20 protein-coding genes and 1 tRNA gene are annotated in these 21,842 nt (G+C 70.6%); 10 read left to right on the forward strand and 11 right to left on the reverse strand.

The window, feature by feature from the left end; genetic code table 11:
- Positions 1-4: 4 nt before the first annotated feature.
- A complete protein-coding gene (locus D1J51_RS03540) occupies positions 5-427 on the reverse strand; it encodes a RidA family protein (protein WP_205547678.1) in 423 nt (140 codons plus the stop codon).
- Between the two features lie 164 nt (positions 428-591).
- Here D1J51_RS03540 and D1J51_RS03545 point away from each other — a divergent pair, with 164 nt between their 5' ends.
- Together D1J51_RS03545 and D1J51_RS03550 are read left to right on the forward strand one after the other, a co-directional pair.
- Positions 592-1,509, forward strand: a complete 918-nt coding sequence (locus tag D1J51_RS03545; RefSeq protein WP_119073788.1) for a LysR substrate-binding domain-containing protein — start codon at positions 592-594, stop codon at positions 1,507-1,509.
- 202 nt (positions 1,510-1,711) lie between these two features.
- Positions 1,712-3,025 carry a flavin-containing monooxygenase gene (locus D1J51_RS03550; protein WP_119073789.1) on the forward strand — a complete coding sequence of 438 codons (1,314 nt, stop codon included), beginning with the start codon at positions 1,712-1,714 and terminating at the stop codon, positions 3,023-3,025.
- A gap of 311 nt (positions 3,026-3,336) precedes the next feature.
- Here the strand turns inward: D1J51_RS03550 and D1J51_RS03555 are convergent.
- The 3 genes from D1J51_RS03555 to serS form a co-directional block, all read right to left on the reverse strand.
- Positions 3,337-3,427: transfer RNA gene (locus D1J51_RS03555), tRNA-Ser, on the reverse strand.
- An 83-nt stretch (positions 3,428-3,510) separates the two neighbouring features.
- Positions 3,511-4,365, reverse strand: coding sequence for an HAD family hydrolase (locus D1J51_RS03560; RefSeq protein WP_119073790.1), 855 nt, complete (start codon positions 4,363-4,365; stop codon positions 3,511-3,513).
- A 1-nt stretch (position 4,366) separates the two neighbouring features.
- Complete coding sequence (serS, locus tag D1J51_RS03565) at positions 4,367-5,635, reverse strand: serine--tRNA ligase (RefSeq protein WP_119073863.1); 1,269 nt, start codon at positions 5,633-5,635, stop codon at positions 4,367-4,369.
- Between the two features lie 138 nt (positions 5,636-5,773).
- Here serS and D1J51_RS03570 point away from each other — a divergent pair, with 138 nt between their 5' ends.
- Positions 5,774-6,772, forward strand: a complete 999-nt coding sequence (locus D1J51_RS03570) for a diacylglycerol/lipid kinase family protein (RefSeq protein ID WP_119073791.1) — start codon at positions 5,774-5,776, stop codon at positions 6,770-6,772.
- Between the two features lie 76 nt (positions 6,773-6,848).
- On the opposite strand, the gene pheA is transcribed toward D1J51_RS03570, so the two are convergent.
- Together pheA and pgm are read right to left on the reverse strand one after the other, a co-directional pair.
- Positions 6,849-7,805, reverse strand: coding sequence for a prephenate dehydratase (gene pheA / locus D1J51_RS03575; protein WP_119073792.1), 957 nt, complete (start codon positions 7,803-7,805; stop codon positions 6,849-6,851).
- 55 nt (positions 7,806-7,860) lie between these two features.
- Positions 7,861-9,510, reverse strand: coding sequence for a phosphoglucomutase (alpha-D-glucose-1,6-bisphosphate-dependent) (gene pgm / locus D1J51_RS03580; RefSeq protein WP_119073793.1), 1,650 nt, complete (start codon positions 9,508-9,510; stop codon positions 7,861-7,863).
- A gap of 62 nt (positions 9,511-9,572) precedes the next feature.
- Between pgm and D1J51_RS03585 the strand changes: the two genes are divergently transcribed.
- From D1J51_RS03585 to D1J51_RS03610, 6 genes are all read left to right on the forward strand, one after another.
- Positions 9,573-10,280: an ABC transporter substrate-binding protein gene (locus D1J51_RS03585; protein WP_119073794.1), complete on the forward strand. Its 708-nt coding sequence runs from the start codon at positions 9,573-9,575 to the stop codon at positions 10,278-10,280.
- A 32-nt stretch (positions 10,281-10,312) separates the two neighbouring features.
- On the forward strand, positions 10,313-11,401 hold the full coding sequence (locus D1J51_RS03590; RefSeq protein ID WP_240422844.1) for an ABC transporter permease: 1,089 nt from the start codon (positions 10,313-10,315) through the stop codon (positions 11,399-11,401).
- Entirely contained in the window at positions 11,398-12,285 is an 888-nt protein-coding gene (locus D1J51_RS03595) for an ABC transporter permease (RefSeq protein ID WP_119073795.1), read from the forward strand. The genes D1J51_RS03590 and D1J51_RS03595 overlap by 4 nt, the downstream gene beginning before the upstream one ends.
- Entirely contained in the window at positions 12,282-13,088 is an 807-nt protein-coding gene (locus tag D1J51_RS03600) for an ABC transporter ATP-binding protein (protein ID WP_119073796.1), read from the forward strand. The genes D1J51_RS03595 and D1J51_RS03600 overlap by 4 nt, the downstream gene beginning before the upstream one ends.
- On the forward strand, positions 13,085-13,930 hold the full coding sequence (locus D1J51_RS03605; protein ID WP_119073797.1) for an ABC transporter ATP-binding protein: 846 nt from the start codon (positions 13,085-13,087) through the stop codon (positions 13,928-13,930). Before D1J51_RS03600 ends, D1J51_RS03605 begins: the two co-directional genes overlap by 4 nt.
- A 136-nt stretch (positions 13,931-14,066) precedes the next feature.
- Positions 14,067-14,864: an HAD-IIA family hydrolase gene (locus D1J51_RS03610; protein WP_119073798.1), complete on the forward strand. Its 798-nt coding sequence runs from the start codon at positions 14,067-14,069 to the stop codon at positions 14,862-14,864.
- Positions 14,865-14,893: 29 nt separating this feature from the next.
- On the opposite strand, the gene D1J51_RS03615 is transcribed toward D1J51_RS03610, so the two are convergent.
- The 3 genes from D1J51_RS03615 to D1J51_RS03625 all read right to left on the reverse strand — a co-directional run bounded on the left by D1J51_RS03615 (position 14,894) and on the right by D1J51_RS03625 (position 18,236).
- The gene (locus tag D1J51_RS03615; RefSeq protein ID WP_119073799.1) at positions 14,894-15,658 is read right to left on the reverse strand and encodes a FadR/GntR family transcriptional regulator; all 765 of its coding nucleotides are present in this window, start codon (positions 15,656-15,658) and stop codon (positions 14,894-14,896) included.
- A 198-nt stretch (positions 15,659-15,856) separates the two neighbouring features.
- On the reverse strand, positions 15,857-17,311 hold the full coding sequence (locus D1J51_RS03620; RefSeq protein WP_119073800.1) for an APC family permease: 1,455 nt from the start codon (positions 17,309-17,311) through the stop codon (positions 15,857-15,859).
- A gap of 97 nt (positions 17,312-17,408) precedes the next feature.
- Positions 17,409-18,236, reverse strand: a complete 828-nt coding sequence (locus tag D1J51_RS03625; RefSeq protein WP_119073801.1) for a carbon-nitrogen hydrolase family protein — start codon at positions 18,234-18,236, stop codon at positions 17,409-17,411.
- A 433-nt stretch (positions 18,237-18,669) separates the two neighbouring features.
- Between D1J51_RS03625 and D1J51_RS03635 the strand changes: the two genes are divergently transcribed.
- Positions 18,670-19,011, forward strand: coding sequence for a hypothetical protein (locus D1J51_RS03635; protein ID WP_162903645.1), 342 nt, complete (start codon positions 18,670-18,672; stop codon positions 19,009-19,011).
- 62 nt (positions 19,012-19,073) lie between these two features.
- On the opposite strand, the gene D1J51_RS03640 is transcribed toward D1J51_RS03635, so the two are convergent.
- Positions 19,074-20,627, reverse strand: coding sequence for an acetyl-CoA carboxylase carboxyltransferase subunit alpha/beta (locus D1J51_RS03640; RefSeq protein ID WP_240422846.1), 1,554 nt, complete (start codon positions 20,625-20,627; stop codon positions 19,074-19,076).
- The gene (locus tag D1J51_RS03645; RefSeq protein ID WP_119073803.1) at positions 20,624-21,814 is read right to left on the reverse strand and encodes a CaiB/BaiF CoA transferase family protein; all 1,191 of its coding nucleotides are present in this window, start codon (positions 21,812-21,814) and stop codon (positions 20,624-20,626) included. Before D1J51_RS03645 ends, D1J51_RS03640 begins: the two co-directional genes overlap by 4 nt.
- Between the last annotated feature and the right edge of the window lie 28 nt (positions 21,815-21,842).

The raw sequence follows: 21,842 nt of genomic DNA on the forward strand, positions 1-21,842 counted from the left end.
TCGCCTACGCCTCGCTGATCACGGCGGTCGCGTCGATCTCGACGAGCCACTCGGGGCGGGCGAGGGCCTGCACGACGATGCCGGTCGAGACCGGGTAGACGCCCTTGAGCCACTTGCCCATCGTGCGATAGACGTCCTCGCGGTAGCGCGGATCGATGATGTAGACCGTCACCTTGACGATGTCCTCGAGGCGACTGCCCGCCTCCTCGAGGAGCACCCGGATGTTCGACATCGCCTGCTCGGTCTGCGCCACCACGTCGCCGATACCCACCGACTCCCGGGTGTCCAGATCCTGACCGATCTGGCCGCGGAGGTAGACGACCCCGTTCGCCACGACGGCCTGGCAGAGGTCGTTGTCGAGGTTCTGCTCGGGGTAGGTCTCCTTCGTGTTGAACTTCCTCAACCGCACGTGAGTCGTCTCGGCCACGGTGTCCTCCTCGTCGAGTGGTGAATGGTCGCCTGCTACAGCCACCATTCTCGGGACGTCCGAGGAATTCTGTAAAATAGTGAAAAGTTACGCAGAGTATCTGACAAACAGATGTATGGCTCCGGCTCGCGAGACCGGCCATCGATCATGCAGGGAGTCCCACCGTGCCGCAGCGCTTTCCGCTCACGCTCACGCAGCTCGTCTACTTCGCCGAGTGCGCGAAAACGCTCAACATGACCGCGGCGAGCCAAGAGCTCCACGTCGCGCAGTCTGCGGTCTCGACGGCGATCACCCAGCTGGAGCGTGCACTCGGCGCACCGCTCTTCATCCGGCAGCGCTCCAAGGGCCTCGCGCTCACACCGGCGGGCGAGACGCTCCTTCAGAGATCCCGCCACCTCTTCGACCACCTGAACGACACGATCGAGACGATCTGCGCCGAACAGAACGAGATCCGAGGCTCGGTCACGGTGTCCTGCTTCAACACGCTCGCGCCGTTTCTGCTCCCCGAGCTCATCAGCACGCTGCAGCAGCGGCACCCTGAGCTCGAGGTCGAGGTGCTCGAGGGGGACCACCAGGAGAGCCTCGCGGCGCTGCGCGGCGGCCGGGCCGAGCTGGCCATCAGCTACAACCTCACCGACGTCGACGGCGTCGACCGCGAGATCGTGGGCGAGTTCTGCCCGCACGTCATCGTGCACACCGGGCACAGGCTCGCCTCGCGCAAGCGGATCGCCCTCGCCGACATCGCCGAGGACCCCTTCGTGCTGCTCGACCTCCCGAGCAGCAGCGCGTACTTCCAGGGGATCCTCCTGCAAGCGGGGATCATACCGAAGACGAAGTACCGCAGCTCGAGCTACGAGACCGTGCGCTCCATGGTCGCAGCCGGGCTCGGGTACTCGATCCTCAACCAGCGCCCGCGCATCGAGCAGACCTACACGGGCGCCCGCACCGTGACCATCGAGATCAGCGATCCGGTGCCGAGCCTCAGCATCGCGGTGTGCTCCCTCGCGCAGTCGAGGCGCTCCGCTCGCGCTCGCGCAGTCGAGGCGGTAATTCGCGAGCTTCTCTCCGAGCACTGCCCATAGATGCGTTAAAACGATCCAGTTTCCGCATTGCATCTATCAAGGCGATGCATTGCACCGCGAATGCATATTGGCTTTGCCGGCCCCGCATGGGGTTTGCTGGGGACCGCGGGACGAGCACACGCTCGCCCCGGAGCGGATCCCGATGCCCCTCGCGCCCTCGGAGCCGCTCCCCGTATCGAGCCGTCCGAGTGGAGAAGTACGTATGTCCAGCCCAGAAGCCGAGGCCACCGAGGTCCTCGTCGTCGGCGCCGGCCAGGCCGGAATCGCGATGAGCGAGCACCTGACCGCACGCGGCATCCCCCACATCGTCCTCGAGCGCCACCGCATCGCAGAACGCTGGCGGTCGGAGCGCTGGGACTCGCTCGTGGCCAACGGCCCCGCCTGGCACGACCGGCTTCCCGGCATGGAGTTCGACGACATCGACCCCGACGAGTTCGCGTCGAAGGAACGCGTCGCCGCCTACTTCCAGGCCTATGCCGAGAAGTACGGCCTGCCGATCCGCACCGGCGTCGAGGTGACCGCCGTGCGCCGCAACGAGGGTCGGGCCGGCTTCGTCGCCGAGACCAGCGCGGGGCCCGTCGAGGCGCGCTACGTGGTCGCGGCCACGGGCGCCTTCCAGCTGCCCTCCCTCCCGCCGATCGTTCCCGAGGACGCCGGCATCCGCCAGATCCACTCGAGTGAGTACCGCAACCCGGAGCAGCTTCCCGCGGGCGCCGTGCTCGTCGTCGGCGCCGGCTCCTCCGGCGTGCAGATCGCAGACGAGCTGCGCCAGGCCGGGCGGGAGGTCACCCTCGCCGTCGGCCCGCACGACCGCCCGCCGCAGCGCTACCGCGGCCGCAGCTTCGTCTGGTGGCTCGGCACGCTCGGCCTCTGGGAGAAGTCGACCCCGGCCGAGGGAGCCGAGCACGTCACCATCGCCGTGAGCGGCACCCATGGCGGGCGCACCATCGACTTCCGCGATCTCGCGGCGAGCGGCATCACCCTCGTGGGACGTGCCGGCGCCTACGAGAACGGCGTCATGCGCTTCGGCGCCGACCTCGCCGAGAACATCCGTCGAGGAGACGAGAACTACCTCTCGATCCTCGACGAGGCCGACGCCTACGTCGCGCGCATGGGCCTCGACCTGCCGGAGGAGCCTGCGGCGCGCGACCTCGGCCCGTACCCGGCCTGCGTCACCGACCCCGTGCTCGAGCTCGACCTCGCGGCGGCGGGCGTCGCCTCCATCGTGTGGGCCACGGGTTTCCGCGTCGACTACGGCTGGCTGCAGGTCGACGCCCTCGACGAGCGCGGACTGCCGAAGCACGAGCGCGGCGTCTCCGCCGAGCCGGGCGTCTACTTCCTGGGGCTGCCCTGGCAGTCGCACCGCGGCTCGACCTTCATCTGGGGCGTCTGGCACGACGCCAAGTTCATCGCGGACAAGATCGAGATCCAGCGCGGATACCTCGCCTACGAGGGCAACGGGCGACCGGCGACCGGGCTGTCCGCGCCCGCGGCGGCGGAGCTCACCAGCGCCTGAGGGGCTGCGATCCGCAGACCACCCCTCTGCCCTCCCCCATTGCGAGCGGGCACTCGGTGCAGGAGAATCATGGGGTGATGGCCCCCAGCGCGGTCTCGTGGCCGCTCCGCAAGCGGCCGCCTCGGTTTCCCCGGGGCTGGTCGACTATCTCCAGGTCACCGTGCAGGAGATCACGGAGAGCAGCGAGACGGCCTCTCCTGCTCGAGTGCGACGCTGCTCTACCTGTGGAACGCCGACGGCCCTACATCGTCGCCTGACCGAGGCCGAGGGGGCACGCCCCGCGGGGTCGATGCGCGCCGGCTCGGCCGGTGTGGCGGAGGGTAGGGGATTTGAACCCCTGAGACGGGGTTACCGCCTGCTTGTTTTCAAGACAAGTTCCTTCGGCCGCTCGGACAACCCTCCGCCGTCGAGCCTACCAAAGCCGCATCGGTGCGAGTGACGAGCCGGGACGGCGGCGACCCCTCGGGTGTCTTCCGCGCGGCACCCTACAGCCAGTCGAAGCGGTCGCGCAGCGCCGCGAGCAGTCCGACCTCGTCGATGGTGCCGGTCACGCGCCCGGCCGCCGCCCGCACCTCCGGCACGGCCTGGCCCATCGCGACGGAGTCGCCGCGGCGTCCGGCCCAGCGCAGCATGTCGATGTCGTTGCGCCCGTCCCCCGCGGCGAACACCCGCGAGCGGTGGATGTCGAGCTTCGCCGCCACCACCTCCAGGGCGCTCGCCTTCGTGACGCCGTGCGGGGCGATGTCGAGCCACGAGGTGCGGCCGACCGCGTACGAGACGTGTGTGAGCCCCAGCGTCTCCACGGCGTCGAGAAACTCCTCGAGCAGGTGGTCGGGCGACACCACCACGACCCGCGTCGCCTGCACGCCGAGCAGATCCTCGAAGGCCACGTGACGTCGAGCCGAGGGCAGCGTGCCGCTCGCGATCGGGTCGGTGTACAGGAAGCCGCCGTCGGCCAGCTCGACCGCGAACCGAGCCGTGACGAGCTGCGTGCGGATCCGCACGAGGGCGTCGCTCGGATCGAAGGTCTCCACGTACTCGCGGCGGTAGCCGCGGTTCGCGAGCGGATCCCGCTTCAGCGTGATCGCGCCGTTGCACGCGATGACCCAGTCCGGCCGGATGCCGAGCCTCTCTACGACGGGCAGCGTCGCGTCGACCGACCGACCGGTCGCGATCACCACCTCGTGGCCGGCGCCGTGCAGTCCGCGGATCGCCGAGGCGAGTTCGGGATCGATGATCCCGTCCTCGTGGTCGGCGTCGATCACGGCGTTGTTGAGCACGGTGCCGTCGACGTCGAGCGCGATGATGTGCCGGTCCTTCGGCGCGAGTGAGATCGTCACGTCACACCCCCTCCGGCACGAGCGCCTCGAGGCCGCCGATGTAGGGCCGCAGCGCCTCCGGAACCGCGACGCTGCCGTCGGCTCGCTGATGGGTCTCGAGAATCGCGACCAGCCAGCGCGTGGTCGCGAGCGTGCCGTTGAGCGTGGCCACCGGGGCCGTCTTGCCCGTCTCGGTGCGGAACCGGGTGGCGAGACGCCGCGACTGGTACGTGGTGCAGTTCGAGGTCGACGTGAGCTCGCGGTACGCGCCCTGGGTGGGGATCCAGGCCTCGATGTCGAACTTGCGCGCGGCGCTCGAGCCGAGATCGCCCGCGGCCACGTCGATCACGCGGTAGTGCAGGCCGAGCGACTGCAGCATCTCCTCCTGCCACGCCACGAGCCGGTCGTGCTCCGCCTCGGCTTGCGCGGGATCCGCGTAGACGAACATCTCGAGCTTGTTGAACTGGTGCACGCGCAGAATGCCGCGGGTGTCCCTGCCGTGCGAACCGGCCTCGCTTCGGTAGCAGGTGGACCAGCCCGCGTAGCGCAGGGGTCCGGCTGACAGGTCGACGATCTCGTCGGCGTGATAGCCCGCGAGCGCGACCTCGCTCGTGCCGGTGAGGAAGAGATCCTGAGCCGGCAGGTGGTAGACCTCGTCGGCGTGCTCACCGAGGAAGCCGGTGCCCCGCATGATCTCGGGCTTCACGAGCGTCGGCGTGATGAGGGGCGTGAAGCCGTGGGCGAGCGCCCGATCCAGCGCGAGATTCATGAGCGCCAGCTCGAGCCGCGCGCCGACGCCGCGCAGGAAGTAGAAGCGCGCCCCCGAAACCTTCGCGCCGCGCTCCATGTCGATGGCTCTCAGCAGCTCGCCCAGCTCGACGTGATCCCGCGGCTCGAAGTCGAACTCGGGCACGGGACCGACCTCGCGCAGCGTGACGAAGTTCTCCTCGCCGCCCGAGGGCACGCCGTCGACGACGAGATTCTCGATGCGCATGGCGAGCGCCTCGAATTCCCCATCCACCTCCCTGGCGCGGGCCTCCGCGGCCTTGACGGAGGCGGCGAGCTGCTGCGCCCGGGCGATGAGCGCCGGCTTCTCCTCCTTCGGGGCCGCCTTGACGCGGCCGCCGAACTCCTTCTGCTCGGCGCGCAGCGTCTCGAACTCGGTCAGCGCCGAGCGGCGGGCGGCATCGGCGGCGAGAGCCTCATCCACCACCGCCTCGTCGTTTCCGCGCGCGCGCTGGGAACGCTTCACGGCTTCTGGATCGTTGCGGAGCAGTACGGGATCGATCACGGCTCCCAGCTTAGCGGTGCGCGTCTGTGCCGGATCCGCGTCAAGCCCGCCGCGCACCCGCGTCGCACCGGTTCGATCGCCGCCCGCAGGCCTCCCGGCCCACGGCGCCGAGCCAGGCATCGCCGCTACGCTGGAGCCATGTCCGGCCCCCACGCTCGCCCCCTGCCGGGCGCCGCCGTGGTCTACCATCCGCTCAAGACCGACCTCGCAGCGCTCGGCGCCGCCGTCGCCCTCCAGGAGCGGCAGGCGGGCTGGACGCGCACGCGCTGGTACGAGACCTCCGAGGACGACGCCGGGGCGACGGCCGCCAGGCGCGCGATCGCGGATGGCGCGAGCACGGTGCTGGCCAGCGGGGGCGACGGCACCGTGCGCGCGGTCGCGGAGGGGCTCCACGGCAGCGGGATCCCGCTCACCATCGTGCCCCAGGGCACCGGCAACCTGCTGGCCCGCAACCTCGGCGTGCCGCTCGGCCGGCTCGACGACGTCGTGCGGGCCGCCTTCTTCGGCCGCAACCGCGCGATCGACCTGGGCGTGCTCAAGATCGTGCGCCAGGACTCCTCCGTCGACGAGCACGTCTTCCTGGTGCTCGCGGGCATGGGCCTCGACGCCCGAGCGATATCGGCGACGAAGGCCACGCTCAAGAAGCGGCTCGGCTGGCTGGCCTACGTCGACGCGGGCGTGCGCACCATGCTCACGGACAAGCCGCTGCAGATCCACTACTCCGTGGACAACGCGCCGGTGAAGTCCCTCTCGGTGTACACCGTGATGATCGGCAACTGCGGCCTGATGCCCGGCGGCGTGCTGCTGATCCCGGAGGCGAAGCTCGACGACGGCAAGCTCGACGTGGTGGCGCTGCGCCCCCTCGGCCCGTTCTCGTGGCTGCGCATCTGGAACAAGATCGGCTGGGAGAACGGGGTGCTGCGCAAGACGAGGGCGGGGCGCCGCATCATCGACCTCACGAACGACACGAGGAGCGTCAGTTACACGCGCGCCACCCGCTACGCGCTCGCGGTGCCGCGGCCGGAGCCGATCCAGCTCGACGGCGACGACTTCGGGCTCGCGGTGGCCGCGAGCGGCGAGGTGGACCCCCGAGCCCTCGTCGTGCGGGTGCTGCCGGAGTGGTCGCCCCGGCTCTGACGCATCTGCCAGGGGTCTCGGCCGGAGATCCGGCGCGACCGCATCAGCGCCGGATCGGGGCGGACGGCGCCGCTTTTCACTCTGAGAGGTCGACGCCCTCGATCACCTCGCGCAGCCAGTCGCGCGCGTCGCGGAAGGTGTCGTCGTCGTGGGCGTCGCGGATGGTCGCCGCCACGCGATCCGCCCGCGGATACGAGCCCAGGAACACGACGCGCGGGCTGAACCGCTTCACGCCGAGCAGCGCGTCGGCGACCCGCTCGTCCATCACGTGCCCCTCGGCGTCGATGACGAAGCGGTAGCGGCCCATGCGGTCGCCGATGGGCCGCGAGGCGAGCAGCGTCAGGTTGACGCCGCGGGTGGCGAACTGCTCCAGCAGTTCGAGCAGCGCGCCCGCGCGGTCCTCGGGGAGCTCGACGATGAGCGAGGTCTTGTCGGCGCCCGTCGGCTCGCCGACCGGCGCCGTGCGCCCGACGAGCACGAAGCGCGTGACGGCATCCGGGTTCTCTGCGATGCCCTCGGCGAGCACGTCGACGTCGTAGTGCTCCTCGATGCCCGGCGGCGCGATCGCGGCGTCGATACCCCTCTCTGGGTCGAAGAGGTCGGCCGCGGCCTGCACGTTGGAGGTCGCCAGCAGGTGGCGGTGCCGCGGCACCTGATCGTCGAGCCACGCACGGCACTGACCGTAGGCGACGGGGTGACCCGAGACGACCGCGATGTCCTCGAGGCGCGTGCCGGGCCGCGCCACGAGCACGAAGCGCACCGGCACGAGGTACTCGCCGACGATCCTGAGACCCGGGATCGTGGCCAGGGCGTCTTGCGCCACCGTCACGCCGCCGTCGATCGAGTTCTCGATCGCGATCATCGCGGCGTCGCTGTAGCCCGAGATCACGTCGCCGAGCGCCTCGCCGAGGTTGTCGACCGGATTCCACTCCTGGCCGGCGGCCTCGGGCACCTGCTTGAGCGCCGCCTCCGTGAAGGTTCCCGCCGGCCCGAGGTAGGAGTAGCGGCGGCTGGCGGCGGGCTTCTCGGGCATGGGCACCAGCGTACCCGCTCACGCGACGCTCGGGGCGCCCTGCGGGCCCGACGTGTCAGGCGAGCACCCGGGCCACGAGCGCTTGCGCCGCCTCCTGCACCTCGGCCAGGTGCTCCGCCCCGCGGAAGGACTCGGCGTAGATCTTCATGACGTCCTCGGTGCCGGAGGGGCGCGCCGCGAACCAGGCGTGCTCGGTCTGCACCTTCAGGCCGCCGATGGGCGCGCCGTTGCCGGGCGCGGCGGTGAGCACGGCGGTGATCGGATCGCCCGCGAGCACCGTGTCGGTCACGTCGTCGGGCGAGAGCGCGCCGAGCCGCGCCTTCTGCTCCGGGGTGGCGGTCGCGTCGACTCGGGCGTAGGCCGACTCGCCGAAGCGCTCCACCAGCTCGCGGTAGCGCTCGGAGGGCGACTGCCCCGTGACGGCCCGGATCTCGGCGGCGAGCAGTGCGAGCAGGATCCCGTCCTTGTCGGTGCTCCACGCCGTGCCGTCGAAGCGCTGGAACGAGGCTCCCGCGCTCTCCTCGCCGCCGAACACGAGGCTGCCGTCCGAGAGCCCGGGCACGAACCACTTGAACCCGACCGGCACCTCGAGCAGCTCCCGTCCGTGCGCGGCGACCACCCGGTCGATGAGGCCCGAGGACACGAGCGTCTTGCCGACGCGCGCCGTCGCAGACCAGCCGGGGCGGTGCGCGAGCAGGTAGTCGATCGCCACCGCGAGGTAGTGGTTGGGGTTCATGAGCCCGGCATCCGAGGTGACGATGCCGTGACGGTCGGCGTCTGCGTCGTTGCCGGTGACGATCGGGTACAGCTGCCGGTACTCCTCGACCGTCGACATGACCGACGCCGACGAGGGATCCATGCGGATCCTGCCGTCCCAGTCGAGGTGCATGAACCCCCACCGCGGGTCCACCCCGGGGCCGAGCACCGTGACGTCGAGATCGTAGCGATCCCGGATGGCCGACCAGTAGGCGACGCTCGCGCCGCCGAGGGGGTGCGCGGCCATGCGCACGCCGGCCTCGCGGATCGCGGCCACGTCGATGACGTCGCCGAGCGACTCGACGTACTCGCCGAGGAAGTCGTAGCGGCCCACCGGCTCCCCGCCGATCCCGTCCTCGCTCGCCCGCGGCACCGCGCCGACTCCGCCGGCCAGCAGCTCGTTGGCGCGGTCGGCGATCCAGTTCGTCGTGTCGGCGTCGGCGGGGCCGCCGTGCGGCGGGTTGTACTTGAAGCCGCCGTCGGCGGGCGGGTTGTGGCTCGGAGTGACCACGATGCCGTCGGCGCGCTCCGGATCGTCGGCCGCGCGGTCTCGATTGTGGGTGAGGATCGCGTGGCTCAGGGCCGGGGTGGGCACGAACAGCTCGTCGCCCGAGCCCGCCCTCGCGAGCACGTGCACGCCGGCGGCGGAGAGCACCTCGCGGGCCGTGTGCTCGGCGGGGGAGGACAGCGGGTGGGTGTCGGCGCCGATGAACAGGGGGCCTCGGATCCCCCGGGCCGCGCGGTACTCGGCGATCGCCGCGCTGATCGCGATGATGTGCGCCTCGTTGAAGGAGCGCTTCACCGACGAGCCCCGGTGGCCGGATGTGCCGAACACGACGCGCTGCGCGGGGTCGGCGGGATCCGGAACCAGCTCCGTGTACGCCGCGAGCAGCGCCTCCACGTCGATGAGATCCTGCTCCTGCGCCGGCCGTCCCGCTCTCTCGTGCATGCCTCCAGTCTGCCAGGATCCCGGCGGATCCGCGCTCCCGCTTCGCACCCCCCGAATCCCCAGTGCACCCGCGGGGCGCGGCAGATCAGCCGGCGGCGGGCACGGCGGCGATCGCCGTCAGTTCGACGAGCATGCTCGGTCGGGCGAGCTCCGCGACGCCGACCGCGCAGCGCACCGGCACCCCCGCAACGAACTTGCGCGCGTACACCTCCCCCGAGGGCGAAGGCCCGAAATCGGATCCCGAGGCCGCGAAGAAGCTGCTCGCCGACGCAGGCAAGACCGGCACGCAGGTCACCCTCGACTACGCGAACGACTACACGCGCCTCGCGGGCATCGACTACAACGTGCTCGCGCAGGGGATCCAGACCCAGCTGGAGGCGATCGGGCTCAAGGTGAAGCTCAACCCCGCACCCACCTCGACCTCGCTGCAGCGCTACGTCGACGGAGAGACCGAGATGGCGCTCTGGTCGTGGCCGCCGGACACCGCCGACCCCTCCGACGTGCTCGTCTTCTCCGCGGGCAACCTCATCGGCCAGCGCGTGCAGTGGCCCGCCGAGGCGGCTCCGAAGGTGGCGGAGCTCGCCGAGCAGGCGCGCGTCGCGACCGGCGACGACCGCGAGGCCGCGTTCACCGCGTGGAACAGGGCGATGAACGAGCAGGCGCCCTTCGCATACCTGCTCGAGCCCTCCTTCTTCCTCGTCGCCTCGAAGAGCGTCGAGTACGTGAGCCACGACCCGCTCGCCTCGATCAACCTCTCGCAGATCCGCTGAGATCCGCCGATCACAGGCAGGAAAGCAGCACCGTGACGCGCACACTGACCGATCCCGGCGCGGAGGCTCAGCAGCGCTCCGCCCCGGGATCGGGCGCCGGCGGCGGATACCTCCGCTTCATCCTCCGGCGCCTCGGCACCTCGCTCATCACACTGTTCGGGATCACGCTCGTCTCCTTCGGGCTCGGCGTGCTGGTCCCGCTCCGCCCCGAGACCGCGAACCTCAGCCAGCAGGCCCTCGCCAACCCGGAGGCCGTCGCCGCCTTCAGGGAGAAATTCGGCCTCGACCTCCCGATCTGGGAGCAGTACCTGCGATACCTCGGGGGTCTCCTCCGGGGCGACCTCGGAATCTCGCAGCAGACCGGGCAGCCGATCGCCCGGGACCTCGCGAAGTACGCGCCGGCGACCCTCGAGCTCGTCCTCTGGGCGACCGTGCTCTCCGTGCTCATCGGCGTCACGCTGGGCATCATCGCGGCCAACGCCAGGAACCGCTGGCCCGACCACTTCGCGCGCATCGTCTCCCTGCTCGGCGTCAGCCTCCCCACGTACTGGCTCGCCCTCGTCGGCTCGACCCTGTTCTTCCGCCAGCTCGGCTGGCTGCCGGGCAGCGGCCGTCTCGACGCCACCGCGACCGCCCCGCCGACCGTCACCGGCTTCCTCACGATCGACTCCCTGCTCGTCGGCGATCTCGGCGCGTGGAGCTCCGCGGTCAGCCACCTGATCCTTCCCGCGACGGTCCTCGCGCTCTCGAACCTCGGGATGGTGCTCCGCTTCACGAGGAGCGCCGTACTCGACGGCCTCAACACCGACGCGGTGAAAGCCGCGCGCGTGAAGGGCCTGCCGAGCACTCGCGTGCTCATGAGATACGCGGTGCGCAGCGCCTCGAGCCCGATCATCACGGTGACGGCGCTCTCGTTCGGATTCCTGCTCGCCGCGACCGTCTACGTGGAGCAGATCTTCGCCTGGGACGGCCTGGGCCAGTACGCCTACCGCTCCGCCACGAACCTGGACGTCACCGCGATCACCGGCATCTCCGTGGTGATCGCCGTGATCTTCCTCGCCGTGAACTTCCTCGCAGATCTTCTGGCCTCGGCCTTCGACCCAAGGATTCGACTCCAATGAGCCGCACCGATGTGATCACCATGATCGCCGAGCCGGGCGGCGACCACCGGCGCCGGCGCCTCCCGAAGTGGTTGCGCACGCCCTCGATGATCGTGTCGTTCGCCGTGCTCTTCGCCTGGCTCCTCGTGATCGCCATCCCCGCGCTCACGCCGCAGGACCCGCTCGCGACCGTGGGCCCGGCTCTCACGGCGCCGGACGGGACCGCGCTCCTCGGCACGGACGCCCTCGGCCGCGACAACCTGAGCCGCACCCTCGCGGCCGCGCGCACCTCGGTGCCGAACGGCCTCATGATCGTCGCCGCGGCGGCGCTCCTCGGAACCGCGATCGGACTCATCGCCGGCTTCTTCGGCGGCTGGATCGACGAGATCCTCATGCGCATCGCCGATCTCGTGTTCGCCTTCCCCGGCATCATCCTCGCGATGGCGATCGCCGCGGCTCTCGGCCCGAGCGTGCGCAACGCGGTCATCGCGGCGGCGATCAGCTGGTGGCCCGCCTACGCCCGCGCCGTCCGCTCGATCGTGCTCGCGCTCCGCGAATCGGAGTTCGTGCTCTCCAACCGGCTCTCGGGCGTCGGACCGTTCCGCTCGATCCTGGTCGACCTGCTCCCGGCCGTGAGCGGCTCGGTCCTGGTCCTCGCGATGCTCGACATCGGATCCGCGATCCTCTTCCTCGCGGGCCTGTCCTTCCTCGGCCTCGGCGCGGCACCGCCGATGCCCGAGTGGGGATCGCAGATCTCGGGGGCGGTGCAGTACTTCGACCAGTGGTGGCTCGCGGTCGTGCCGGGCATCGCGATCGTCTCGGTGGTACTCGCGTTCAACGTCATCGGCGACGCGATCCGCGACAATCTCGAACCGCGCCTGAGCGAGAACGGAGCATCGCAGTGACCCTCCTCGAAGTCGAGACCCTCCGCATCCAGCGGGCGAGCGGCGTCGGCGATCCGCTCGTCGCCGGCGTGTCATTCACGGTCGAGGCCGGCGAGGTCGTCGGCGTCGTCGGCGAGAGCGGCTCGGGCAAGACCCTCACGGGGCTCAGCCTGCTCGGCCTGCTCCCCGATGGGCTCACGGCCACGGGCTCGCTCCGCTTCGCCGGGCGGGAGCTGCTCACCCAGACCCCGAAGGCGTGGGAGCGCACCCGCGGCGCCGAGATCGCCATGGTGCTGCAGGATCCGTCGTCGAGCCTGCATCCGATGCTGAAGCTCGGAGAGCAGCTCACCGACCACCTGCGCCTCCACCTCGGCCTCGGCAAGCTCGAAGCGCGGGCCAGGGCGGTCGAGCTGCTGGAGCGCGTGCATCTGCGGGAGCCCCGGAGACTCCTCGGCCAGTATCCCCATCAGCTCTCGGGAGGCATGAAGCAGCGCGTCTCGATCGCCATCGCGCTCGCCTGCGGACCGAGGCTGCTCATCGCGGACGAGCCGACGACGGCGCTAGACGCCAATATCAGGACGGGCATCATCGGGCTGCTCGACGAGCTGCGACGCGAGAGCGGCATGGGGATCATCTTCGTGACGCACGACCTCGCGATGCTCAGCTCGATCGCCGATCGTCTCAACGTGTTCCGCACCGGCGAGATCATCGAGTCGGGCGACGCCCAGCGGGTGTTCCGGTCACCGCAGCACCCGTACACGCGGGTGCTGCTCGACGCGGTGCCACGGGTGCCGTGGCCGCTGCCGAAGGAGATCCGAGCATGAACAGCATCGCAACCCGCGCGGCGCAGGGCGCCGAGACACCCGAGCCGCTGCTCGACGTCCGCGATGCGGTCGTGAGCTATCGCGTGAAGGGCAAGGGCCGCTTCATCGCGGTGCAGGGGGTCGATCTCGAGGTGCGCCCGGGCGAGATCGTCGGCATCGTCGGCGAGAGCGGCTGCGGCAAGTCCTCGCTCGCCCGCGCGCTCGTCGGGATCAACAGGCTGAGCGGCGGATCGATCCGATTCCTCGGCGAGGAGGTGAGGCCGCTGCCGATCAGGCGGCGGCCCGACGCCCTCGTCCCGCTGCAGATGGTGTTCCAGGACCCCTACGCCTCGCTGAACCCGAGACGCCGGATCGTCCGGCAGCTCAAGGAGGTGTGGAACGCTGCCGCCCGCGCCCGCGGGGAGGCCCGCGCCCCCGAGGCCGGGATCGACGCTATCACCGACGTGCTCGAACGGGTCGGCATCGATCCGGCGCTCCGCAGCCGCTATCCGCACGCGCTATCCGGCGGCCAGCGACAGCGGATAGCGATCGCGAAGGCGCTCCTCGCGAAGCCGAGGGTGATCGTGGCCGACGAGCCGATCTCGGCACTCGACGCCTCCTCCCAGAAGCACGTGGGCGCGCTGCTTCGCGGGCTGGTCGACGAGCTGCGGATCGGCATGGTGATCATCTCCCACGACCTCGCGGTGGTCGCCACGATCGCGGATCGCACCGCGGTGATGCGCGCCGGCCGCTTCGTGGAGCAGGGGCCGACCGAGCGGGTGTGGACGGCCCCCGAAGCGAGCTACACGCTGGAGCTGCTGAGCGCCGTGCCGGAGCTCGTCGGACGCGAGAGCCGAGCGTAACGGCCGCGCGCGTCGCGGCGAGAGACCGACGCCGAGTGGGCGAGGGTCTGCGCCGGGCGAGGACGCGCCCCTCCCCGCCCCCCTCGCCCGGCTCCCCGAAACCCGGCATTCACACGCCGGCGATACCCTGGATGGCATGACCGAGAGCACGATCCACCCCCGCCGCGGCGACATCGAGTGCTGGCTCACCGACATGGACGGCGTGCTGGTGCATGAGAACCGGGCGATTCCCGGCGCCGCCGAGCTGCTGCGGCACTGGCGCGACGAGGAGCTCCCGTATCTGGTGCTCACGAACAACTCGATCTTCACGGCCCGCGACCTCAGCGCCCGCCTCACCGCGTCGGGCATCGAGGTGCCCGAGGAGCGCATCTGGACGAGCGCGCTCGCGACCGCCGCGTTCCTCAAGCAGCAGAAGCCCCGCGGCTCCGCCTTCGTGATCGGCGAGGCGGGGATCCTCACCGCCCTGCACGAGGCCGGCTACGTGATGACCGAGTCGAACCCCGACTTCGTGGTCGTGGGAGAGACCCGCAACTACTCCTTCGAGGCGATCACGAAGGCGATCAGACTGATCATCGGCGGCGCCCGCTTCATCTCGACCAACCCCGACGCGACCGGTCCCAGCGCCGAGGGGCCGCTGCCCGCGACGGGCGCCATCAACGCGCTCATCACGGAGGCGACCGGCAAACTGCCCTACATCGTGGGCAAGCCGAACCCCATGATGTTCCGCTCGGCGCTCAACCGGATCGGCGCGCACTCCGAGAACACCGCGATGATCGGCGACCGCATGGACACCGACATCGTCGCGGGCATGGAGGCCGGCCTGCACACGGTGCTCGTGATGACGGGCATCTCGGATCGCGCCGAGATCGAGCGCTTCCCGTTCCGCCCCGACGAGGTGCTGCCCTCGGTGGCCGACCTGCTCGCCTCCTCGTAGCGCGCGACCCCGCGGCGCCGTCGCGCGGATCAGCCAGCGTTCGTGAGCCCGACGTACATGGAGGCGTGCAACTCCTTGATGTGCGCAGCCGTGAGGCGCGCGGCCTCGCCGGCGTCTCCGTCCGCGAGGGCGTCCGCGATGAGTTCGTGCTCCCGGTTGCTGTCGTGCAGCAGCCCCATGCCGTAGGGCAGAAAATAGGGATCCAGCGCCGCGTTGACGCGCGCGGCCTGCGCCTCGGCGCGGGGCGTGCGCGCCGCCTCGACGATGCTGCGGTGGAACGCCCGATCGAGATTGCGGAACTCCGCCCAACTGCGGGTCCCAGCCATTCGGCTCGTGAGACGCCGCAGCTCGGCGACCTCGTCCTCGGTGCGGCTGACCGCGGCGAGCGCGGCGAATCCGGCCTCGAGCACCGCTCGCTCGTCGATGAGCGTGTGCACGTGGGAGTCGTCGTCGAGGAAGGATCGCACCTGGGCGTCCGCGCCGTGGTGCCCGCCGTGCTGCGATCCGCCGACGTAGCTGCCGCCGTAGCGCCCCGCCCGCCGCACGACGACACCCTCCTGCTGCAGTACGGCGAGGCCGCGCTTCACCGAGGCGACGCTCACTCCGAACGACTCAGCCATCTCGTCTGCCGCCGGGAGCCGCTCCCCCGACTGCAGCAGCCCGAGATTGATGGCGAGGGTCAGCCGGGCGCGCACGGTGTCCACGGCGCTCAGCCGCGAGATCGCGGCGACGCGGGGCATCGTCGCCGGATCGGGTCGCGCGGTCGCCACACCGCGCTGCGCAGCATCGGCCATGCTCCCAGTCTAGGGGCGGGATCCGTCGCCTCCGCCGTCTCGGCGTTCTGCGGGGGTCGAGGATCCCGAGTCGGTGAGAGATCCGGATTCGGTGACAAGCAGGTCCGGGATCCGGGATCATCGAAGCCGGATCCCGGACCGGGCAGTGGGGCAGGAGGCGGACGGGACGGATCGTACCTCGGGCGTGTCGCTCGCCCGTTACCTCTCGGCCGCTTGGGCGTCGACGGCGCGGCCACGGTCCTTCCGATTCACGGCTGCGCCTATGATGAGCGCCACGGGCGGGACGAGGGCCAACCCGATGCTCACGGCGAGGCTGCCGCTCGTGATCATGGTGAAGTTCGACAGCACGAGCCACGCCGAGGCGGCGAGCGCGGCGACCGCCACGGCCGGCACCACCGTACCCGTCCACACGTTCTTGCGCAGGTGGGGACGGCGGAGGAAGAACACCAACGCGGCGAGCGTGGTGAACAGCATCAGCATCACCATGCCGATCGTGGCGACACCCGCCATGAAGCCGAAGACCTCGACGAGCGGATCCAGACCGACGACCACGAACACTCCCACGAGAACGAGGGCGGTGACGCTCTGCACGAGCGAGGAGACGGCGGGACTGCGGTGACGGCGATGCACTCGGCCGAGAGGCGCCGGCATGGAGCCGATTCTGGCGAGGGCGAACTGGTAGCGGGCGACGATGTTGTGAAAGCTGAGCACACAGGCGAAGAGGCTGGTGATGAGCAGGATCTGCATGACGCTGCGGGTGATTCCGCCCGCGAAGTCGCCCGCCGTGTCGAGCAGCATGTTCTTCGACCCGAACAGCGTCTGCTGGGCGACCTCGGTGACTGATCCGGGGCCAGCTGCGACGACGAGGACCCACACCGAGAGGGTGTAGAAGACGCCGATGATGCCGACGGCGAGGTAGGTGGCGCGCGGGATCGTGCGGCTCGGCTCGCGCGCCTCGTCGCGGTAGATGGCCGTCGACTCGAAGCCGATGAACCCCGTGAGCGCGAAGAGCACGGCGACTCCGATGCCCGGGGTGAGGAACACCTGAGGGTCGAAGGACGAGAGTGAGCGGCCCTCGGGGCCGCCGTCGACGATGACCGCGACGTTTACGACCATCATGACGAGCAGTTCGAGCACCAGGGCGACGCCGAGCACCTTCGACGAGAGCTCGATGTGGCGGTAGCCGAGCAGGCCGACGATGACGAGCGCGAGGATCGCGAAGAACGACCAGTGGATCTCGGGACCGCCGTAGTATCGTACGAGGTCCATGATCGCCCAGCCCATGTAGCCGTAGATCCCAGCCTGTATCGCGGTGTATGCGACGAGCGCGACGTAGGCGGTTCCCATGCCGAGCCGGCTGCCGAGGCCAAGGGTGACGTAGCTGAAGAAGGCGCCCGCCTCCTTCACGAACGGCGTCATGGCGACGAAGCCGACGGCGAACAGGAGCAGCACGATCGAGGCGAGCAGGAAGCCGACGGGTGCGCCTGCCCCGTTGCCCTGTCCGATGGCGAGCGGCGCGTTGCCGCCGATGACGGTGAGGGGCGCGGCAGCCGCGATCACCATGAAGGCGATGCTGCCGGTGCCCAGGTTGCCGCTGAGCCCGGACTGCCGCTGCGTCTCCGCCTCGCGTTTTCGGGTGGATTCTCGTGTCATGGGACTTCCTCACTCGGTTCTTCTCGGTTCGGCGTCGGCTGCGCCGCCCAAGCGGCCCGCGACCGCCGATCGCCGGGGGTCTGCGGAGATCGGGCGGCTAGGGAAGGGGGCCCGGCGCGAGCAGGGAGCTGCGCACCTCCGCGAGGTAGGGGCTCTGGGTTAGGGCGGCGGCGCGGCATCGCGGATCGAGTTCGGCGACGAGCAGCGCGTCGCCCTCAGCCGGCGCCGCTGCGAGATGACGCCCGAGCGGGTCGGCGACGACGCTGCGGCCGACATAGGTGAACGCGCCGTCTGGTCCGTGCTGATTGGCATAGGCGACGAACACGCCGTTCTCCCAAGCCCGCACGCGTATGAGGTGCTCGTTGACGAACGCGAAGGGCTCCATCTGAGCGGTGGGAACGGCGATGAGGTCGGCTCCGGCCCGCGCGGCTGCGCGCACCGTCTCGGGGAACTCGACGTCGAAGCAGATGAGGAGGGCTATGCGGTGACCGTGGAAGTCCGCGATCGTCGCTGGTGCGTCTCCGGCGACGAACAGCGCGCGGTCGAGTTCCCCGAAGAGTTGGATCTTGTGGTGTCGTGCGAGCACCTCGCCCTGCTCGTCGATGAGCCAGGCGGCGTTGAACACCGGGGCGTCGGCGAGACCGGGATCGCCCGGCGCTTCCGGCCCGCCTGCGACGATCCCGATCCGGTGGCGCCGCGCGATGCCACGCACACGCTCGAGCGGTCGCTCCGCCGCGAGCTGCCGCACCCGATCGCCGATGTTGTAGCCGGTGACGTACATCTCGGGCGTGATGAGCAGTTCGGCTCCCCTGCTGCTCGCCGCACTCGCGGCCGAGTCGAGCGCCGCGAGGTTGACCTCGACGTCGGCCGGCGCGCTCGCGGCCTGCCAGACGGCGATCTTCAGCGAGTGGGCGTCATCGGTCATGCGCCCATTGAACCACAATTATCCCTAAATGAGATAATTAAGGGCTCTTATGATGTATCCGTGGGTTACCGCCCTGGTAACCCGGGCCGGTGACCGCCGAGGGTGAGCATCGCGAGCCCGATCAACGCATCGATGGAGCGGAACCCGAACGCGATCCTCGTGAGGAGCCTGANGAGCCTGTGCTCGATCGCGGCGAGAATCCGGTCACGATGCTGCACGATCGTGCATTGGAGTGGGGAGCGGCGTGTCCTGCACCCAGCACGATCTACCCACCCACGGATACGACAGAATTGCCGTCTAACTTCGCTCACAATCCCGAATTAAAAGGGCTGTTCAGCCACTTATCCACAAATTTGCCTCCCGGCGAACGCAACCCCGACACCTCTGCCAACATCGGCTGTACCCCCGGCCGATTCCACGAGAAGATGGGTGCGTGAGCGCTTTGAACGATCCGCAGATCTGGACGATCATCGGCGTCTTCGCCGCCGCGCTCTTCGGCATGCTCACCTTCATGAGCCAGTCCTTCATGCGCTCCCTCTCCGCGCACACGGCGCAGATCACCACCAAGGTCGAGGTTGTCGAGGCCAAGCTGCAATCGCGCATGGACGCCTTCGACGCGCGCCTGGACGTCTTCGATGCGCGCCTGGAGACTTTCGACGCCCGCATCGACGCCCTCAGCACGGAGATGGGGGTGCGCTTCGAGCGTCTCGAAACCCGGGTGGACAACCTCGACCGCGACGTGCAGGCCATCGCGAAGAAGGTCTTCGAAGAGTAGAGCCCGCGGTCGGCGGCCCGGGCAGCACCGGTCTGCCGGTCGACGACGAGTCGGCCGGCGCCCTACAGCCCGAGCCGCCGGTAGCGTTCGTGCCGCAGCACCCGCCGCCGATCGGGCTGCGTGAGCTGCAATGCGGCGAGCTCCTGGGCGACGGCGTCGCCCATGCGCCGGCAGAAGGTGACGGCCTCATCGGCGGCATCGGGCCGCTCGGCGACGACGCGGTCGACGATGCGGTTCGCCCGCAACCTGGCCGAGGCGACGCCCTGCTGCTCGGCGAGCTCGGCCGCGTGGTCGGTATCGCGGTGCACGATCGCGGAGGCGCCCTCCGGCGGCAACGGCGAGAGCCAGGCGTGCTCGGCCGCGAGGGTGCGGTCGGCGGGCAGGATCGCGAGAGCACCGCCGCCGGTGCCTTCTCCGAGCAGGATCGACAGCGTCGGCCCCCGGTGTGTGGCGAGGTCGGCGATGCAGTGCGCGATCTCGGAGGCGAGCCCGCCCTCCTCGGCCGTTCGCGAGAGCGCCGCGCCCGGCGTGTCGATCACCGTGACGAGCGGCAGACGGAGTTCCTCGGAGAGGTGCATGGCGCGACGCGCGGCGCGGAGGGCGGCCGGGCCGAGGGGCGCGTGGGCGCGCTGGGCGCGGCGATCCTGGCCCACGACGACGGCCGGGACCCCGCCGAAGCGGGCGAGGCAGAGCGCGAGGCCGGGATCCCGCTCGCCCTGACCGGTTCCGGAGAGCGGCACGACGTCGGTGGCGGCGTGCCGCAGCAGCTCGCGGAGGCCGGGGCGGCGCCGGTCGCGGGTGCGGGTGATCGATGCCCATGTGTCGGCCGATCCGGCGGGATCATCGCTCGCGGTTCCGGGATCGGCGGCGCGGGCGGCGAGCTCGGCGTGGGTGGGCCGCTCGAGCAGGCGCAGGGTGCGGGCGATGACGTCGCGCAGCCCCTCGGGCGGGAGTACGCCGTCGATGATGCCGTGCCTGGCGAGGTTCTCGGCCGACTGCACGCCGACGGGGAACTTCTCGCCGTAGAGCGCCTCGTAGACGCGGGGGCCCAGGAAGCCGACGAGCGCGCCCGGCTCGGCGACGGTGACCTGCCCGAGCGACCCGAACGAGGCGAGCGCGCCGCCGGTCGAGGGGTGGCGCAGATAGGTGAGGTACGGGAGCCCCTCCCCCTGGTGGGCGGCGACGGCGGCCGCGATCTTCACCATCGCCACGAACGCGACGGTGCCCTCCTGCATGCGCGTGCCGCCCGACGCCGTCGAGGCGAGCACGGGCAGCCGCTCCGCCGTGGCGCGCTCCATGGCCCGCACGAAGCGCTCCGCCGAGGCGACGCCGATCGAGCCGGCGAGGAACGAGAACTCGCACGCGATGAGCACCACGCGGCGGCCGTCGATCACGGCCTCGCCCGTGATGATCGACTCGTCCACACCGCTCTTGGCAGCCGCCGCCACGAGCTCCTCGCGGTAGGCGTCGCCCAGGTCGGGTTCGACGGGCGCGGCGTCCCAGCTGACGTAACTGTCGGGATCCGCGATCAGTCCGATCAGGTCGTGCGCCGACAGGCGGCGCGGCTTCGCGGCCGCGGCGATCGATGCGGCCGGGCCTCGGGCCGCGCCGCTCACGCGTCCGCCTCGAGCCAGGCGCGGATCGTGTCGCCGTGCTGGTCGAGCACGGGCGGGGCCGCGTGCACGGTGCGGGAGCGCTCGGTCTCGCCCCCGCCGTCGACATCGAAGAACCGGATCGCGGGGCCGGGCAGCGCGATGCGCCCGAGCGCGGCGTGCTCCACATCGATGACGAGCCCCTGGGAGACGACCTGGTCCCACGCGTACACCTCGCCGAGGTCGCGCACCTTGCCCGCCGGGATCCCGGCACCGCGGAGCCGCTCCAGCAGCGGCGCCACGTCGGAGTCGGCGAACGCGGCCTCCACGAAGGCGATCGTCTCGCCCCGGCTCGCGACGCGCTCGGGGTTCGAGGCGAGCCCCGGTGCGGCCGGGTCGAGATCGAACTCGGCGCAGAGCGCCTGCCACAGGCGCTCGTTGCCCACGCTGATCTGCACGGCGCCGTCGCGGCACCGGAACAGCCCGTAGGGCGCGATCGACGGGTGGTGGTTGCCCTGCGCGACCGGAGTCTCCCCGGCGACCGTCACCCGGGTGCCCTGGAAGGCGTGCACCCCCACGATGGACGACAGCAGCGAGGTGCGCACCACGCGGCCCTTGCCGGTGCGCTCCCGCTCGTGCAGCGCCGCGAGCACGCCGACGACGCCGTGGAGACCGCCCAACAGGTCGGCGATCGGGGTGCCCACGCGCTGCGGATCGTCGGGGCCCGAGCCGGTGATCGACATCAGTCCCGCCTCGCCCTGCACGATCTGGTCGTACCCCGCACGCCCGCCCTCGGGGCCGTCGTGCCCGAAACCGGTGATCGACAGCTGCACGAGGCGCGGGTTCAGCTCGGCGAGCACCGCGGTGCCGAAGCCGAGGCGATCCATCACCCCGGTGCGGAAGTTCTCGATCAGCACGTCGGCCCGAGCGAGCAGTTCCGTCAGCACCCGGCGGCCGTCCTCGCTCTTCAGATCGAGCGCGATCGACTCCTTGTTGCGGTTGCACGACAGGAAGTAGGTCGAATACGGCTCACCGTCTTCGCCGGACACGAAGGGCGGCCCCCAGGATCGCGTATCGTCGCCCGATCCCGGGGCCTCGACCTTGATCACCCGGGCGCCCAGATCGCCGAGCACCATCCCCGCGTGCGGACCCGCCAGCGCGCGCGACAGATCCACCACCAGCACGCCGTCCAGCGAGCCTTGATTCATCATGTCTTCCTCTCCTGTTCGAGGGGACGTC

The organism is Leucobacter sp. wl10, from assembly GCF_003569785.1.
GTDB lineage: Bacteria > Actinomycetota > Actinomycetes > Actinomycetales > Microbacteriaceae > Leucobacter.